The sequence below is a fragment of the Pseudovibrio ascidiaceicola genome (assembly GCF_900114245.1).
Classification (GTDB): Bacteria; Pseudomonadota; Alphaproteobacteria; order Rhizobiales; family Stappiaceae; genus Pseudovibrio; species Pseudovibrio ascidiaceicola.
Genome location: NZ_FOSK01000013.1, coordinates 87354 through 104618, shown reverse-complemented (window position 1 = coordinate 104618; position 17265 = coordinate 87354). Strand labels below are relative to the sequence as shown.

Genomic DNA, 17265 nt, shown 5'->3' with positions numbered 1-17265 from the left:
GAGCAAAGAGGTAACACGATTCCTTCAGATCAAAACATGAAAGGTCTTTGTATGGGCAAAGACTGGTGCGCTGAAGTCGAGAAGCTTCAGACAATTTATGAGACTGTTCGCGATGGTGAACAGGTCACAGAAAGCCGCTTTGGTGAGGATTTCATCAAATATCGTAACGCTGATCTCAACCGGATTGAGAAGGACCGCGATTACGCCAGAGCACAGTGTGAAATCCAAAAGGGCAAGCTTAAGCGTAGGCGCTTTGCTGCCCGTGTGAGAGCTTAGAGGAACACATGGGAATTTATCGAGACGGGCAAATCTTCATGTATGGGGCTGTTGGGCTCGACTGGTACGAAGAGTTCTTTACCGCGCTGCAGGTCATTGAGGCACTCGCAGAGCACGGGCGTGAAAAGGACGTAACTGTTCGAATGAACTCAGGTGGTGGTGATCCGATCACTGCTATAGCCATCTACAACGCTCTCAAAGCCCATGACGGCCAGGTTACAGTTCAGATTGATGCAATGTCAGCTTCAGCTGCTTCACTCATCGCAATGGGCGCAGATGTTCGTATCATGAAAGCTGGTGCTCAGATGATGATCCATGATCCATCCTCTGGCGTTTGGGGCACTGCGCGAGATCTCAAAGAAGGTGCGGCTCTGCTCGACATGCAGGCTGATGAGTATGCAAAGCTTTACGCTAAAGCATCCGGCAAGACTACGGAAGAAGCCCGAGAGATCATGGAGGCTGAAACGTGGATGATGGGTGAAGAGGCGGTCATCGCTGGTTTTGCAACAACTCACGATGGCAGCACGAACTCGCTTATGTGCCCGCCGTTTGATTACACCCAATACTCGAAAGCTCCAAAAGAGCTGGTGACTATGACCCGCACGAACAAGTGGGGCAAGGAGCCTGAGCAGACAACCCCAACCCAAGAGGAACAGACGAAAATGCCAAAGACTGATGAAGAAATTGCTCAGATGGTGGCTGATGCGGAAGCTAAGGGCAAAGCCGATGGCGTCAAGGAAGGCGTCGAAACCTACATGAAGTTGCAAAAGCAAGTGATGGAACTCCCGCAGGCGCAGAAGCAGCCAAAGCTTGCAGAATCCTTCATGGCCGATGGCATGGATTTTGAACAGATCAAAGCGAAGTTTGACTTGATGGAAGACAACGAGCCAGCCCCCAACAACAACCCATCGCAGAGCGAATACAACAATTTGCGACAGACGGGTGCAGGTCTGGACAGCACTGACAAGCCACAACAGCCGACGATGAGTGCTGGTTCTATTTACAAAAAACGTCGTGAGTTGATGGCCTCTTAAGCCTTCTTCACCCGCAACAAAGCTTAAGCAGGTCGCATACGCGGCCTTTTTTTATGGAGTTTTGCATGTCAACGAAAATGCGCCAGCGTGACTGGTCTTTTCTACTTTCCGAAGCAAGCGGCAACCGCTCTCGCGAGACTGTGACCATTGCGGCTGGCTCAGGTGTGGTAGCGGCTGCCACTGTGGTCGGAAAGCAGACCGATTCCCAAAAGTATGTTCCGTCCCCGGCAACAGGTGCTGATGGTTCAGAAACGGCAAAAGCGGTTCTCGCTAACGCTGTTGATGCTACGTCTCAGGATGTCGAAGCAGTGGTTTTGGGTCGGGATGCCGAAGTAAAGGAAGTCATGTTGAACTTCCATTCGACGGTGGATGATGCCGACAAAGTAGCCGCAAAGCTCGCTGAGTTAAAAGCGGTCGGGCTGATCACACGCTAACGGCCAACCAACCCCTTTCTTTCAAAAATATGTGAGACTTAAATGCCTGATATCTGGGATGACGACCGCTTTAGCGTTCACAACCTTACGCTTGCCATCAATGAAGAACCTTCGGTTCCTGATCAGATCGGCAAGTCCGGCCTGTTCGAAGAAGATGGGGTGGACACCACTTACATCGACATTGAACGGGAAGGCAACGACCTGCAGCTAGTCGAGCCAACCGCTCGTGGTGGACCTGGGGAAACAACCGGGGATGAAGAGCGCACCCTCGAGTCCTTCAAGATCCCTCATTACGAGCGCAATGATCATATCTCAGCTGACGAAATCCAGAACGTTCGTAGAACCGGGACAAATGATCAGTTGGAGCGGCTTCAGGAACGCGTTGTGAAGAAGGGGCGCAAACATACCCGCGACCTTGATAATACGCTGGAACACCAACGCATGGGTGCACTGAACGGCATCGTTCTGACCCGCAATGGCAAAACGCTGGCGAACCTCTATGCCAAGTTTGGCTATGCAATCCCAGCTCCGCTTGACCTCGATCATGAAGACGCAGATCTGAGCCTTGGCTCTTTCTTGATGCATGCGCTGTATGGCATTGAAGATGACCTTGATCGGGCATACGGGCATATGCATGTGTTCTCTGGTCGAAATTTTCATGAATGGATCTGGAACCGTCCTGAAGTTCGCGAGACTTTCCTCAACACCTCTTCTGCAGGGAAGTTGCGGAACGCAGCCCCGGATAAGTTCGATTTCGGTGGCTTCAAGTTTGAACGCTACAAACAGGGCCGTAAAGCGAGAGAAGCCGGTGGGGGCACCTATATTGCCCACAATGAGGCTCGCATTGTTCCGTTTGGCGTGCCTGATTTGTTTATCACTCGTTTCGGTCCCGCTGACTACGAAGATACGGTGAACTCCGAAGGCCTGCCGCTTTACCTTCGACAGTTCAAGGATCCAAACGATAAAGGGCGCTCCATTGAAGTGCAGATGAACGCCATGTCCCTCTGCACCAACCCCAGTGTTCTGCGTAAAATCCGTCTTCAAAACTATACACCGGGCCAGTAAGGGGGGTGCTCCATGACTAAAACTATGTGGATTGCAAACCTCTCTGGGCTCATGATCCCCGGAGAGGTCGTAGGTGAGGGCGGCGTCGTCACGATTGAACCCGGTGAAGCCGTTGAGGTTCCGGTTTCTTATGCAACAAGCCTGATCGATGATGGTCTTGCCTATAAAGCAGACGAACCAGACACCGAGCCAGTTGCCGATGAGGGCGGCGAAGATGCTTACAGCGCCATGAGCATGGACGCGTTGCGTGAAGAAGCTGAAAAGCTTGATTACCGTCCGCCTAAAAACATTGGTCTTGAAACCCTACGTGACAACGTTCGCGATCTGGTTCGGGCTCAGTTTGACGAACTCGACACCAAAGCCAAAGAGCTTGGCATTACGCCGGACGAAGACTGGACCGTCGAAGAGTACCAAGCGGCTATTGAAGCCGCCGAAGCACAGTAAAACAAAGGCGCGGGGAAACTCGCGCCTTTTCCTTTTGTGAGGCCAAGCTATGACACCTGAAACAAAGAAACATTTTGAGAAAGTAGTGAAGGCCGCAGATGAACGATGGGCGGAAGCTATTGAGCTCAAGTTTTTGCAGGATGGCAGACAGGACCAATCACGCGGAAACACGACAATCCAAGCGATTTTGAGAGTAGGCAATGTACGCAACACCAACTTGAGTGGTGGTGACGCTTTGAAGTGGCGTGGCCGCGTCAACTCAGCAAAGACTCAATTGCATATCGCAAAGTCGCTTTACACCGGCCCGGAAATCAAAAAGGGCGATACCATCAGAGCAATTACCCGTGATGGGATGCCTTGGTTTGACGTGCTGCACGCTAACTATCGCGATCAGCTGCGCATTGTTTTGGAATTGGGGGAAGCATGAGCCTAGTTAGGATTGCTGCACGATACTGCCTTTGCGAAGCTCTGAAGGGCAAGACAAGTGTCGGCGAGAACGTTCAGGACTCGGCTTTTGGTGCGCTCAACTTCAATGAGGATGGTCTGCCAGAAACGAGCCAAGACCAACCTTTTTTGACTGTCTATACAGATGAGGCAGACATGCAGGCGAGGGGCAATAGTCTGGAGTTGCTCGGCCAAGCCGACACCAAAATCTATTTCGAGTGGGGCATCACCTCTTCTATGTCCGTCAAAGATAATGAAACAGGCGAAGCTGTCATCGTGCAGGATATTCCGGTTACTGATGCCAATATGGAGTTCAAACTTGATCTTATTGGCCGCGAGATCCTCAACGCACTATCAGATACCAGAGATCCATATGTGAAGATGTTCCGAGAGCTTTTGATAGGTGTGACCAGCTTCAAAAAGGGTCGTATTGCAAATGAACAAGATGGATTGCGGCTCGCGGCTCACCAGTTTGAGCTCAAGTGCATGCTTTTAGAAGAGCCAAGAACCGGCGCTGAAGTGCTCTCAAACCCATTCGGGGAACTATTTGAGCTCATGCAGGCCAGTGATGATCCAAGCATAGCCGCTAAAGCTGACTTAATGCGCGCTGCCTTAGAGCCGGATGCGCCTCCGCTTGATGTGTTCAGAATGGAAAACGGCATGCATCCAGACCAGATCCAAACGCTCGGGCTCAATGAGGTCGCACAAGATGGATAGCGAGTGGGAGGTAATCGCCGAGCTGCTCACTCAGCAGCAGGCTGAACTGGAAACCTTGAGGTCTGTTATTTCTGAGATGATACAGGTCGGGCCGGTACATGATATCGATCCGGATAAGGGCTACCGGATCAAACTGGGAGAGGATGAAGAGGGCGCCCCTTATCTCTCACCTTGGAAACCGCATCCGGAAACCTCTAAAACTTCCATTCCGCTAAAGGTCGGGCAGATGGTGGGGACGCTCAATCCAAACGGCGATCCCCGGCAAGGAATACTGCTGCCAGGCGGCTATAGCAACGACCACGAAACGCCCAATACCGATATGGAAGCCAATGTTTTTCAAGATGCGGGCGTGCGTATCCAGATCAAAGGCGGCAAGCTCCAGATCTCAGCGGAGAACAGTATCGAAATCACCGTGGGCGGCGTGACACATATAATCAGCGGCGATGGTGTTGATACTCAAGGCGGCAAGGTTACGCACAATAGTAAGAACGTCGGCTCTACCCACACACACGGCGGCATTTCGCCGGGACCAGCTAACACCAAAGGCCCCAACTAAGGACTCCAGACATGACAAAGAAGAGATACCGGATCCGCGAAGGTGCGGACACCGTTGATGGTGCGCGTGTGCCTGAGGATCGCATTGTCGAAATGACAGAGCAGGCGGCTGCCTATTACGTTGAAATAGGTGTTGCCAGCCTTGATGACGGCGAAAACGGCACCCCACCAGCACCGCGCAAGCGGCGCAGTAAAGCTCCTGCAAAGCCAGAGGCCTGATATGGCGGGGATTTGCAGGCACACAGGGCAGCCGATCTCTAACCTGCAATCAGCACTCCAAGGCGTGGAAGTCACCCTAGGCACCCGGCTTTACTCTCGGGTGATGCGCAGGCAATTCGGCGCGGGCTTTGTAGAGATTTTGGGTAAGAAGCTTTCACCAAAGCGTTTTGCTGTCTTCATGCAGCTGATTGCGGTTGCAATTGATCGCTGGGAGCCCCGGTTCAAGGTCCGGCGTCTGACTCCGCAAGGCTCTGTAGAGCAAGTTCGCTTGGGGGCTGTCGGCCTAACTATTGAGGCAGACTTTCGCCCGAAAGCGCACCTTTCACCACCAGATTTTACCGTTGAACGTTCTGTTTCCTTCGGCCTGTTCTTTCGGGATGGGAAGGTGCAAACACTGGAAAGTTGATCCATATGGCCCAGACCAAGCTTCCGCCACCAGAGTTGATTGAGAATATCGACTATGAGGCCATCCTTGCAGCCTCGCTTGACCGCCTGAAAACCAAGTTTGAAGCAGCAGGCATCCCTTGGACCGTTGGCGAACTTGAAACAGATCCGGCTAAAATTCTGCAAGAGGAACTGGTTTATCTGGTCGTCTATCTTCTGCAGCTGGGGAATGAGAAGTTCGTTCTCTACTTCGTGGATTATTCCTACGGCGTGGCGCTTGATGTATTGGCGACCTTTTATGGTGTCACACGCATGCAAGGGGAAGACGATGAGCGCTTTAAGACGCGCATCAAGCTTCACATTGTCGGGCGTTCTGGCGGTGGTCCTGAGGAGCGTTACAAGGCGCTTGCAATGGACGCGCATTTGGATGTGAAGGGCGTTGCAATCTGGGATGACGGAGTTGATCCGACACTCCATGTGGGCATTCTCTCAGCTGTTCCCGGTGGCCATGCAAGCGATGAACTACTTGAAACCGTCCTGGCACATCTGAACTTGCCAACCAACAAAGTCACTTCAGATCGTTTCAGTGTGGTGTCTGCTGTCACCAAGACCATTGATGTGGCTTTGAAGGTTCAGCTTGAAGAGCATGCACGCAACTCAGCCTTAGAGACATTGGAGACAAAACTGCGGGCTGCTTGGGAGGCTGAAGACCGCCTCGGACTCGATCTCACCCGCGCTTGGCTGATCAACACGGCCATGGGCGATGGGATCAACAACGTGATTGTTGACGCGCCATTTACTGACGTTGTGGCTGATCCCAATGAAGCTATTGCGCTTGGCACGATTTCAATCAGTTCCATGGGGCGCGGGCGATGACAGAAACACTTTTGCCAGCTGGCGCCACTCCATGGATGCAGGCGATCTCCGAGGCCAATCATGAAGCGCTTCAGCAGGTCCGCCAGCACTATGACAATTTCGGCATGAAGTGGGCCAATCCGCAGCCACGTATCATGCCGCACCTCATTCAGGAAACTGGGCTTGGTATCCTGAGCCCCTACGTAGATAACATCTATCAGCTCTATGATGTGGGCCTTGAATGGCTGCGCATTCGCGGCTTTGAGGCTGCGGTCTATAAGGGGCTAGGCTTTATAGACTATGGCGGGCTCTTGGAGCAGGCGCCAAGCAGGCGGCGCAAATGGCATTGGGACCAGCTGGCACTTGACCGGCTCCCGCACAGTGAAGAGGATTTACCTCGCATTGCCGGGATCGTTGGTCTTTCCGTTTCCCGGCGCACCAAGGTGATGCGGGCGTTCAACGGCTATGACATTCGCGCTGCTGAGTTGTCTTATTCCAAGCTTGGAAATGCGCTTCTATCGTCGCACTCCGGCGCAAAGGTCGGTGACGTTCCAACCAAGTGGAGCTTTGGCACCACGCATGAGTTTCAAAGAGCGCTTACAGATGCTGAAAAGCAGGAAATCGGTGTTTACATCGATATCTCTTCAGGTGGTGTGACTTGGGACGAGCTGGCAGCGCCATGGAGCGAGATTGAAACCTCATGGCAGGATTTGGGGGGTGGGGCGAAGCTTCGCGTCATGGCCCGCCAAACAGCGTTGCTGGGCGGCTATATGGGCTTTTATCGTGCCGATGGCTCCATGATCGGGGCAAGGCGTTTTAAGGCACTGCATCAGGTTGCGCCCGGCTCCACTTACAAGGTCGGCGCAGAGCAGATCACTCCGCACGATCAAGGGCAGCGTGTCTATGTGGAGGCGCTCACCGGATTTGGCGAAGGGGCAGGCGAAGACTGCGCCTCTGTTGCTCTGCTGTTCGGAGCCACACCAAAGCCGGACCAGCCACAAGGAAAGCGCTGGCTTCTTCCTGACCAGATCGAAACACCGTTTGCAGCTGTTTGCTCGCAGGCGCTTACAACTGAATTGCGGCTCACCAAGCGCACCCGCGTGAAGGTTCTCCTGAGCTTCGCATAAGGACCATCCTAATGGCTTTTGAACATCCACTCGTGCAAGGCGCGTTTGATCGCACGCCTGCGCGCCAGAACGATTCCGCCTCTGTATGGCCTGAAGGCGTCTTTATCACCGGAACGGATCTCAATGATGCGTTTGGTATTGCGCGTGGCCAGTCTACTCGTATCGGCAACACTGTCTCCCGTGATGGTGACCGCAAGTCCGGCGCGGCCATTGAGATTGATCGTGAAGGCAGCCGAATTCTGCTTGGTGCAGGGACTGTTTACATCGCAGGGGACGTGCGTCCGGTTGATGCTGCTGTTTTGGAAGGTGTGGACCTGACAGGTGATCTTGTGGTTGGCGTGCGTGTCAGCTCCACTGTGATTAACTCTGAAGATGATCCAACACTTGCGGGCCTAAAACCCGGCACAGAAGCCGAAGGCGAGCAAGGTGCGTCAAAGATCGTGACCCGTCTTGTTTGGGGCTATGCCGGAGATGGTGCGGATGGTCAGCTCTATCCGGTTTACAATCTGGTCAAGGGCACCCCATTGGACCAGACTCCACCGGCAGAAATGAGCCAAGTAGCACAAGTGTCTGCTGCGCAGGATTTTGGAGCAAATGGCAACTACATTGACGAGGGTTGCCGCGTTACTGCAATTGAGAAATCTGACGGCAATGTGGTCTTTTCCATCGCTGCTGGCACCGGCAATATCAAAGGCTTTAAGCGTCCACGTCAATACGCGCTGCGCCTTGAGGTGGAAGAGAAGTGGGACACTTTCCAGATCGATGGTGAGCAGCACACCTACACGGTGCAGCAAAATGAAACCCAGCGCTTCCGAGTGCATTACGGGCCAATTGATACAATCGTTAACATTTCGCTTGAAAAAGAAATCACAGAAGTCGTCACACGAGAACAGATACTCAACGGTTCTGATGGGCTTGAAAATGATAGTGTAAAGGAGCTTGTTGAGATCAAGCAGGGCTCTAAAACCTTTACGAAGAGCGCCGACTATCAGCTCACCGCCGATAAAGTCGATTGGTCGCTGGCAGGGGATGAGCCGTCCCCCGGTTCCACATACACCTGCAAGTATCGTTATCGGGACTCGGTTGTCCCTCAAAACCCAACCGCACATGATTTTGAGTTGTCTGGAGGCCGAAAAGGTGGGGAGGTGGTAATCATCTACACTCGGAAACTGCCTCGCGTGGATCTGGTCTGTCTCGATCAGGCAGGCGCAGCAGTGTACCATGAAGGGCTTTCAGCAGCGCGCGCTATTGTGCCCGAAGTTCCGGGCAACCTCTTGAAACTGGCGACAGTTTACAATGACTTTGATGGGCTGCCTCGTGTTAAAAACGATGGCACTCACAATGTCACTTATGATCAGATCCAAGTAGCCTTGGACCGGCTCAATGATGCACTAGATCTGATTGCCTTAAATCGCTTGCAGCTTGATATCCATGATAAGGAGCCCGCGGCCAAAAGAGGCATTTTTATTGACCCCTTTACAGATGACCGTTGGCGAGATCCGGGTGTTAATCAGAATGCGGCCACCCGCAATGGCATGCTCACCCTGCCATTGGATGTCACGATCCATAATCTGAACTCTAACGCTGTTGAAATGCTCCCTTATGAGCTGGAAAATGTGATTGATCAGCCCTTGCGCAATACCTGCAAGCTGGTCAACCGATTTGCCAACCATGACCCATTCCCAGCAAAAATGTCACTGGATCCGGCCCAAGATTTCTGGACGGATGTTGATGAGGTTTGGGATTCAGATGTAACCCATGAAGTGTTTGGTCCAACGGCGTCCACAACAACAGAGCAACAAGTGGTTGGCATTGCCGAAGAGAATGCAAAGTTTTTGCGGACCATTGAAATCACGGTAAGCATTGAAGGCTTCGGTGGAGGTGAAATTCTTGATCGTATCTTATTTGATAATGTGGATATGACACCAGTTCCCAAACCGGCTGCCGATGATGATGGACTTATGACGCTCATCCTCAACATCCCGGCGCGCAAACATGCCGTTGGAGAGAAGCAAGTTGAGGCCTACGGTGTTGGTGGCTCAGAGGCCTTTGCGCAATTCGTTGGCGATGGCAAGGTCACCATTCAAACCATGCAACGGGTGACAACACTTGTTGTCGTTCCACCGCCGCCACCGCCGCCTCAGATTGTAAGAGTTCGGCGAGAGAGGAGTGAACGCACTCAAAATCGCGATCCAAGAGGACAAACCTTCAATATTCCTGCGGGTAATCGCCATATTGCGCAAGCAACGCTTTGGTTTTGCAGAAAGGGGAATCCTAAAACACCTGTAATCGTAGAACTTCGAGCAACCAATGGGGCAGGCTATCCGACAGATGAGATTTTGGCTCAGGCTGAGATTGATATGTCCTTAGTAGAACTGAATAAGCCAACGCCGTGCCCGTTTCCGGGGTTGCCGTACATACTCTCAACGAGAGAGTATGCGGTGATTGCTATTACACCGGACAATGAGCATTCGATATACGCAGCTACTTTGGGTGAGTTCGATGAGATCAATCAGAGTTTCCTCGGTGTGAACCCTTACACTGTAGGAACTGAAATCGAGAGTTCAAACAACTCGACATATATCCCTGTACATGGCTCAGATCTCACATTTGGTATTGATTGTGCCAGATTTACTCAAGCCACTAAACGCGTGGAGCTGGGTGAAGTTGAGCTTGATCGCTGCTCTGACCTTATGATTGCAGCTGCGGTCGATCTTCCTGAAACCGGCTGTTCTGTTACTTTTGAAATTACTCGTGCCGATGGGTCCACGATCCAGACGGTGGCTTATGCCGGTGTGCAGTTTGATGAATGGGTGAAGGAAACAGTCAGTATTGCCGCGATCATGAAGGGAACGGAAACGGCAACCCCGCGTCTCTTCCCTGGTGTTCAGGTGCGGGCGGGCAAGCTTGCCGAAACTGCTGACTACGTGGGGCGTTTGTTCAAGACCGGTAACGCAAACCGCTTCCCGGTTCGCCTAAAACGCACTCTTCCCAATGGCTCAAGTTTGAAAGTGTTTCTGCAGGACAACTCAGGGACGTTTGTAGAAGCCTCCTACAAGGAAGGTGAGGTTCTCGATGCATTGGGCACTGTAGATGCCACTTATGAGCTGCCTCAAGATCTTGGAAGCGAGACGGCAGTAAAGCTCACTGTCACAGGTAACCCTGCTTCAAGGCCGGTTCTGGAAGACCTGCGCGCTGTGGCGACCATCTAGGAGGAGCGATCAATGGCAACTACGCTAAATTTAAACCTGCCACTGCTCGACAGTGCGGAAAATGTCTCCGAGGATCATCAGAAAATCAATGTGTTCTTGCAGACTCTTGATGCTCGCCTAGGTGAGATTGCAGTCACTCTGGCAAGTCTTGCTGTTGCTGGGCACTCTCACGAGATCGCTAAGATCAATGGACTGGCAGAGGCATTGGCGCTGCGGGCTTTGACTGATCATCTGCATAAACTTAATGATCTTTCCGATGTTAATGTGACGGATGCTCCGGATGGCTCAGTTTTGCAAAAGGTTGGCGGTGCCTGGGGTTTTGGTGGTCGAGGATATTCTGTTGCCGAGATAAATAACCTACTTGCAGAAAAGGTGAGTGTTGCAGGCCTGCAAAGTGATCTAGATGCTACACGCGATGCGGCGGTAGCTGTTGTCATGGGCGGTGCAACCAAAGCACAGTTGGATACTCTCAAAGAACTGTCAGAAGCCTTGTTAGACAACGACAGTGAAATTGCTGCTCTTATCTCGTCAATCGCAACGAAAGCTGGATGGAATATCTCAAATACATTTGCCGCAAGACAGTATTGCTCAGTCGATGGCGGACATGGCAGCTGGGAGGCTTTTGGGTATGGTGGTGTCGATCATGGCTCTGCGCTTGTTCTGGGTATCGCAAGAGGCTCAAAAGCAAACCCTGAGTATCTTAAATATGGAGACTTAATTGCTTCTGTGCGTGCGCGGCCTTGGATTGGAAGCTTTGGTGCGACTAAAGGCATGTTGGTGTGGCTGGCAACTCAAGATCACGGTCCGGACCAGTTTGGCACCGAAGCGCGTGTGGCGGTGACACCAAACGGCCAAACAGCTCCACAAGTGGCGGCAATTTTCAGGAATGACCTGTCACTGCAAGTCAGCGGCGATAAAATATTCATTGGCCCCAGTAAGGATGAAGCTATCCATGAAGGGAACCTTGTTGAGAAAGCAGCAGCTGTTGGGATCGGTAGTGTCTATGAAGGGTCAAACGCCAACAACTTGAATTTTCCCATAGGGACAATCATTGCGGTTGCTGCACCTACTAACACTTACCTGCAGCGAAACAAGGCATATACCGTTCGGCTTGGCACCGACACGAGGTACTACAGCACTACTGGAGGCGGTTCTGCACTTATTGGCACCTGGGCTTGCCGAGGAATGTCCGGTGACTGGGGCAGTGGCAATTATGTCTACAACTTCCAGAGGATCGCATAATGATCAATAAACCTACGGATATTGAAGATGTCATCTCTGTTGTGCGAAGTGGTGAGGCCTACCTCGCCACGCTATTATTGATCTCTGGTGAGGACGTTACACACACTTGGTATTCTGCCAAAGATACGTTGTGGTCCGGTTGGCTTCAGCAGGAGATTGATGAAGAGCGCTTGGAGGTCACAGGTGACAACACCTCAAATGGCAGCCAGCTTTATCGTCAAATTGTATCAGATGAAGCTGAGCGCCGCATTGAACAAGGTACTCAGATCAACGGCCACCAGTTCAAAACAGATCAAGCGTCAGTCAGTCGCCTCAGAGAGATGCTTGATGGGTTCGGAGCGGGATTGCCGGAAGCCTCCCAAGTGAAAGCATGTACAGCCGAAGGCGTTTTGCTGGTGCTTGAAACTCAAGAGAAGGTGCAGGCGCTTTATCACGCGGCCATTAAGTACCGCGCTGGCATCGTTACCCGCTCTGCCGAGATCCAGCAGCTTGATCCAATCCCTGACCCGTCACAGGACGCCCTTTGGGATCTGAGTAAAACCCTACCTGTGGCTCTGGCTGAACTGACCTAGCCAGTCCCCAAACCCTTTAAGACTTAACCCACCCGCACGGCATAACCGGAGCGGGTTTTTTCATGGAGAAATATCTATGAGCGCGCCCACAATCGGCATGCAGTTCTCTTACAAATCGGATGATCCGTATCCGGTTTCAGAAGGCGACCTATCAAAGGTCGTGGTGATCGAGAGCTCTGATGATGCTTCAGACACGGAATTTCCGCTTGATACAGCAAAGCGCATCTCTTCCAGCGACAAAGACGCGGTTTCAGCTCTTGGCTCCGGTCCTTTGCGGGATCACATTCGGGGCATTCAGGATCAGCTCAATGAACTTGATCGAGCTGCTGATGTTACAATCGTGCGAACCGAAAAGGGGGCAACCCCTGAGGCGAGTGCGGCTGCGATCGTTAGCATCATCAACAACATCACGGAAATCCCCTCAGCGGTCAACGCAACACCCGGCATTGTGGTCGCAGGTTCAACTGCATGGCGCCCTGATCTGGACACTGTCAACCCGGTGGTTGCTGCGCTTGAAGCTAACATCGGCAAGATCCTTGCAGTGGCACCAGTCGATGTAGACCCTACGAGTGCAGATAACGCTATTGACGCCCGTGAAACCATGGCATCAGGCCGTTTGATGCCGGTTGGTGTGGCTGCGCGTGTCTGGGAAGGGGATGCTGTTGTAACCCGTCCCATGGCCTCACGTGTGGCTGGCTTGATTGTTCGGACCGACACCAACAACGGCAACATGCCGTTCGAGACGATCTGTAATCAACCAATCTTTGGTCTTGCCGGTCTATCGCGGAAGATCCCGTTTAACTTCCTTGATGGTTCCAAGGAAGGGCAGCGATTGCTTGCTGCTGATATTGCGATTGCTGCAGAAGGTGAGATTGGCGTTTATGGCGCGGTTGCTGATGGTGGCTTTACCTTCCTTGGCACAGACATGGCGCAGACCGACGCGATGTGGCCACAGCTGCACCAGTTGCGCGGCTCTGACTACATCGTCACACAGATGATGAAGATCACCCGGCGCCACTTGGGCAAGAAGCAGACAGCACCACGGGTTGAAAGCTGGATCCGTGAAATAATCGGTGAGTTGCGCGGGCTTAAACAGGATGGGCATATCCTTGGCTATACGCCTGCCTCCGAGATGTTCACTACCGATAAGAACCAGCCTGAGTCCATCGAGCTTGGTCACATCAAGCTTGAGCTTGGTCAGGAAACTGCAAGTGCCTTCAAGCGTGCTGACTTTGAGCTGCGCCGCTATCGCCCTGCAACTGAAGGCCTGATCAAAGACATTCTGGCGCGTTTGCGCGCTGTTGTTTAATCCCCTTAACTGGAGAACCCCACATGCAGCGCCCTATGCTGATTAATGGTGACATTGACCTGCGCTTGGTCAGTGAACCGGAAGACTCCCGCGCAAACATTCTGAGCAAGCTTGTTCTGCCCGCTTTCAAATACACAACGGTCAACCACAATCCCGGCGGGGGTATCGGAGCAGTAGACTTCGGTAAGCCGCGCACCGAAGCCTTTGAACCCAAAGCTGAACACAAAGGGCTTGATGGGAAGCTGCTTGAAAAACTCGGAAAACACGAAGAGTGGGTTTTCGCTGGCAACTATCGCCAGATGCCGGGGAATATTTGGCTTCCCGTCCGCGGCTTCATTCACGCTACTCTCATGGAGTGGGAACCCGATGAAATGGGCGCCGACGATCTGCAAGGCTGCAACCTGGCATTCAAGGAAGTCACTCACGTTGAGCTCATCCTAGATGGCAAAGAGCTGTTCTATTGGGATTTCTGGGAACGTGAAATACGGCCAGATCCAACAGATGGCGAACGCAAGCGAGCGCTCGGTATCTAAGTCGCACAACCAATTATCATAACTCTTAGAGCCTTCAGCATCGCTGGGGGCTCTTTTGCTTTAAGGACGTGGAAAATTGACTGAGAAAGCAACCAAAGCAACGGTGCAGCTGGATTACCCCTTTGAACATGACGGGCGCGAAGTCACCTCTCTGAGTTTCCGCCGCATGCGCGCCGGTGACACTCTGATCGGGGAGAAGCACACAAACGAGCAGAAGGCAGGTTTTGCACTTCTGGCAGAGCTGGCAGGCGTTGATCTGGATGTGATCGAACGTCTCGATATCGAAGACCTCGACAAAGCTACGCGGGGTGCTGCTCCCTTGATGGGAAAGCAGGGAATCTTGGCGCTGAAGCAACTGGACGCTCGGGACGAGTATCTGGAGGGGTAGACGCCCCCCATTCTCGAGACTTGATTGTCGCTGTTTCGCGCAGGCTCCACACACCAGTTGATGTGGTCATGAACTGGGAGATTGATTTCTTTCTTGAAACAGTTTCCAGCCTTGGGCGCGTGCTTAAGGCAGAAAATGCTCCCCCTCCAAATCGGTAGAATGTCATGGGTGTTTTAACCTCCAAGCTGGTCATTTCAGTTCTTGACCGGGCAAGCGGTCCTGCGCGAGCTATCGCCAACTCCATGAAGGGGATGCAGGCCTCAGCTGATCGCAATAGGCGCGAGCTGAACCGGATGCAGGGGCAGATGCTTGGCGCAGTCGGAACGGGCTATATTCTGGCCCGCTCCATTGCTGCCCCGGTGAAGTCTGCAATAGAGTTCGAGTCCGCTATGTCGGACGTGAAGAAGGTCGTTGATTTCGATAGTCCTGAAGGCTTCAAAAAGATGCGCAAGGACATCATCGATATGTCCACTCGCATGCCAATGACTGCTTCTCAGATTGCAGACATTGTCGCCGCAGCCGGTCAGGCCGGTATGGCCGGGGATGAGCTGACCCAGTTTGCAGAGATGGCAGCGAAGGTCGGTGTTGCTTTTGATGTGAGTGCCGGCACCGCAGGTGAAAGCCTTGCCAAGATCAAGACGGCACTCGGGTTGACCGTGAGCGAAACTGGCGAGCTGGCAGATGCAATCAACCATCTGTCAAACACCTCTGCAAGTTCTGCTCCTGATCTGCTCGACTTCATGCGCCGCGTTGGCTCAGTAGGTAAGCAGTATGGTTTCACCGCGGAGCAAACAGCAGCTATTGGCTCTGCAATGATCGCGTCAGGCGCACAAGCTGATGTCGCGGCCACCAGCTTCCGAAATGCTGGCAAGGCATTAGCACGAGGTGAGGGGTCAACAAAGCGCCAACACAAGGCCTACAAGCGCTTGGGACTGGATGCAGTAAAGGTATCCAAGAACCTGCAAAAGGACGCTGTAGGCACGCTTAAGACTGTCATTGGGCAAATCAGAGAGCTGCCTAAGGAACTACAAACCTCCGTCATCTCTGATCTGTTTGGAGATGAAGCCCGTGCAATCGCACCTTTGATTGAGAATGCAGAGCTACTGGATAACGCATTGGGATCAGTCGCTTCAAAGGCTCAGTTCCTTGGCTCATCTCAGGCTGAGTTCGAGGAACGTTCGAGAACCTCAGCGGCTCAACTTCAGGTGTTCCAAAACAAGATTGAAGCTGCTTCAATTGCGATTGGCGATAGTCTCCTGCCGGTAATCAATGATTTGACTGATGCCTTAGGACCCCAAATTCAAGCGTTCACAAAATGGGCCGAAGAAAACCCGAAAATTCTATCTGAGCTTATTAAATGGGGCAGCGTTGCGCTTGGTATTTTGATTGCCTTAGCTGGCCTAAGATATGCTTTCTTGCTTTTGAAATCTGTGACTTGGGACCTTGCAGCTGGGATCTTTAAGGCATTTCGCAAGCTATCAAAGTTGCCCGGTCTTGGAAGTCGTCGTGCTGGTAAGACAAAACGGGTCGCAGGCCCGGCAGGCGCTAAACCTTCTTCAGTTAAGAAAGCCGGTGTTCCTCAGGTATCCCGTAAAATGCCAGCCGCCGCCAACGATAACGGAGGCGGAAAATCTAATATCAAAGGGTTGAAGGCTGGCAAGCTGTTGAAAGGTGCAGCAAGCCTGAATTTGGTGGGTTTGATCCTCAATGAGTTTGAGCACTCAATCAATACATGGGGAATGAGCTGGAAAGATAGAGCTCAATACGCCCAGAACAGGTTTGATGCTGGAGCCGCCAACGGTGAGGCAATGAACCAATGGCTTGAAGACCTCATCGGGGTGCGCAAAGGGCCAGTCGAAAAAGGGAATGTGCTTGTTGAGGCTCTTAAGCAAGACCTGGCACTAATCGATAGCCAGATTGCTGAGTTGGGTGACAGCCGAAGCGAAAGGCAAACCAAGCGCGGCCTGCAGACAGACCGTGAGGAAATTGTCGAGCAGTTGAAGGCGCTCAATGCAGAGCTTGCGCAGACTGCAAATGGAGTTGCTGACGCTAAGGTGGCGGAAGCCCTTCAAACCAAAGCAAACCAAATCCTCGCAGTTCCAATCCCCAAACCTTCTGCTGGTTCTGGTTTGAAGGTGCCACAAATTGCTGGCGCACGCGCTTTGGGCGGGCAGATTGTGGGTGGTCGCAACTATCTGGTTGGAGAGAATGGCGCAGAACTGGTGACACCAAGCCAGTCCGGATACGTCCACACCGCTTCAGAGAGTGCAAAGATGCTCGGCGGTGGCGGCTCGGACTTATCTTCAGGTGAAACTCATTATTATTTCGGGCCGTTTTATGTAGACGCGGCAAGCAGTGCGTCTGAGATGGTCGAAGGATTTGTTGAACAGGTCGAAGATCGGATGTCCGGACTTCATGCAGACCGAGAATATGCGGTGCGCTAATGCTTTACATT

General features: G+C 52.4%; 19 protein-coding genes. All 19 read left to right on the top strand.

The genetic code is table 11. From position 1 onward, the window contains the following. The first annotated feature begins 36 nt into the window (after positions 1-36). The 19 genes from BM231_RS21530 (at position 37) to BM231_RS21440 (ending at position 17254) form a co-directional block, all read left to right on the top strand. On the top strand, positions 37-276 hold the full coding sequence (locus tag BM231_RS21530; protein WP_139226390.1) for a hypothetical protein: 240 nt from the start codon (positions 37-39) through the stop codon (positions 274-276). Between the two features lie 8 nt (positions 277-284). Further along, on the top strand, positions 285-1310 hold the full coding sequence (locus BM231_RS21525; protein WP_093522740.1) for a head maturation protease, ClpP-related: 1026 nt from the start codon (positions 285-287) through the stop codon (positions 1308-1310). A 65-nt stretch (positions 1311-1375) separates the two neighbouring features. Continuing rightward, the gene (locus BM231_RS21520; protein ID WP_093522738.1) at positions 1376-1744 is read left to right on the top strand and encodes a head decoration protein; all 369 of its coding nucleotides are present in this window, start codon (positions 1376-1378) and stop codon (positions 1742-1744) included. A 42-nt stretch (positions 1745-1786) separates the two neighbouring features. Continuing rightward, positions 1787-2809: a major capsid protein gene (locus BM231_RS21515; RefSeq protein ID WP_093522736.1), complete on the top strand. Its 1023-nt coding sequence runs from the start codon at positions 1787-1789 to the stop codon at positions 2807-2809. A gap of 12 nt (positions 2810-2821) precedes the next feature. Further along, positions 2822-3253, top strand: coding sequence for a hypothetical protein (locus BM231_RS21510; protein ID WP_139226389.1), 432 nt, complete (start codon positions 2822-2824; stop codon positions 3251-3253). 49 nt (positions 3254-3302) lie between these two features. Further along, complete coding sequence (locus BM231_RS21505) at positions 3303-3680, top strand: hypothetical protein (RefSeq protein ID WP_093522732.1); 378 nt, start codon at positions 3303-3305, stop codon at positions 3678-3680. Next, positions 3677-4414, top strand: coding sequence for a hypothetical protein (locus tag BM231_RS21500; RefSeq protein ID WP_093522730.1), 738 nt, complete (start codon positions 3677-3679; stop codon positions 4412-4414). Before BM231_RS21505 ends, BM231_RS21500 begins: the two co-directional genes overlap by 4 nt. After that, positions 4407-4970 carry a phage baseplate assembly protein V gene (locus tag BM231_RS21495; protein WP_159437984.1) on the top strand — a complete coding sequence of 188 codons (564 nt, stop codon included), beginning with the start codon at positions 4407-4409 and terminating at the stop codon, positions 4968-4970. Before BM231_RS21500 ends, BM231_RS21495 begins: the two co-directional genes overlap by 8 nt. Positions 4971-4981: 11 nt before the next feature. Next, a complete protein-coding gene (locus BM231_RS21490) occupies positions 4982-5188 on the top strand; it encodes a hypothetical protein (protein ID WP_093522726.1) in 207 nt (68 codons plus the stop codon). Between the two features lies 1 nt (position 5189). Continuing rightward, complete coding sequence (locus BM231_RS21485) at positions 5190-5594, top strand: GPW/gp25 family protein (protein WP_093522724.1); 405 nt, start codon at positions 5190-5192, stop codon at positions 5592-5594. Between the two features lie 5 nt (positions 5595-5599). Next, entirely contained in the window at positions 5600-6448 is an 849-nt protein-coding gene (locus BM231_RS21480; RefSeq protein WP_093522722.1) for a baseplate J/gp47 family protein, read from the top strand. Next, complete coding sequence (locus tag BM231_RS21475; protein ID WP_093522720.1) at positions 6445-7554, top strand: hypothetical protein; 1110 nt, start codon at positions 6445-6447, stop codon at positions 7552-7554. The genes BM231_RS21480 and BM231_RS21475 overlap by 4 nt, the downstream gene beginning before the upstream one ends. 11 nt (positions 7555-7565) lie before the next feature. Then, positions 7566-10766 (top strand): DUF4815 domain-containing protein, encoded by a 3201-nt coding sequence (locus BM231_RS21470; protein WP_093522718.1) that lies wholly within the window; start codon positions 7566-7568, stop codon positions 10764-10766. Positions 10767-10778: 12 nt separating this feature from the next. After that, positions 10779-12008 carry a hypothetical protein gene (locus tag BM231_RS21465; protein ID WP_093522716.1) on the top strand — a complete coding sequence of 410 codons (1230 nt, stop codon included), beginning with the start codon at positions 10779-10781 and terminating at the stop codon, positions 12006-12008. Next, entirely contained in the window at positions 12008-12580 is a 573-nt protein-coding gene (locus BM231_RS21460; protein ID WP_093522714.1) for a hypothetical protein, read from the top strand. The genes BM231_RS21465 and BM231_RS21460 overlap by 1 nt, the downstream gene beginning before the upstream one ends. A gap of 76 nt (positions 12581-12656) precedes the next feature. Further along, positions 12657-13889, top strand: coding sequence for a phage tail protein (locus BM231_RS21455; protein ID WP_093522712.1), 1233 nt, complete (start codon positions 12657-12659; stop codon positions 13887-13889). A gap of 23 nt (positions 13890-13912) precedes the next feature. Beyond that, on the top strand, positions 13913-14422 hold the full coding sequence (locus BM231_RS21450; protein WP_093522710.1) for a phage major tail tube protein: 510 nt from the start codon (positions 13913-13915) through the stop codon (positions 14420-14422). Between the two features lie 76 nt (positions 14423-14498). Continuing rightward, a complete protein-coding gene (locus BM231_RS21445) occupies positions 14499-14810 on the top strand; it encodes a phage tail assembly protein (RefSeq protein WP_093522708.1) in 312 nt (103 codons plus the stop codon). Positions 14811-14974: 164 nt separating this feature from the next. Beyond that, a complete protein-coding gene (locus tag BM231_RS21440; RefSeq protein WP_093522706.1) occupies positions 14975-17254 on the top strand; it encodes a phage tail tape measure protein in 2280 nt (759 codons plus the stop codon). Positions 17255-17265 lie beyond the last annotated feature (11 nt).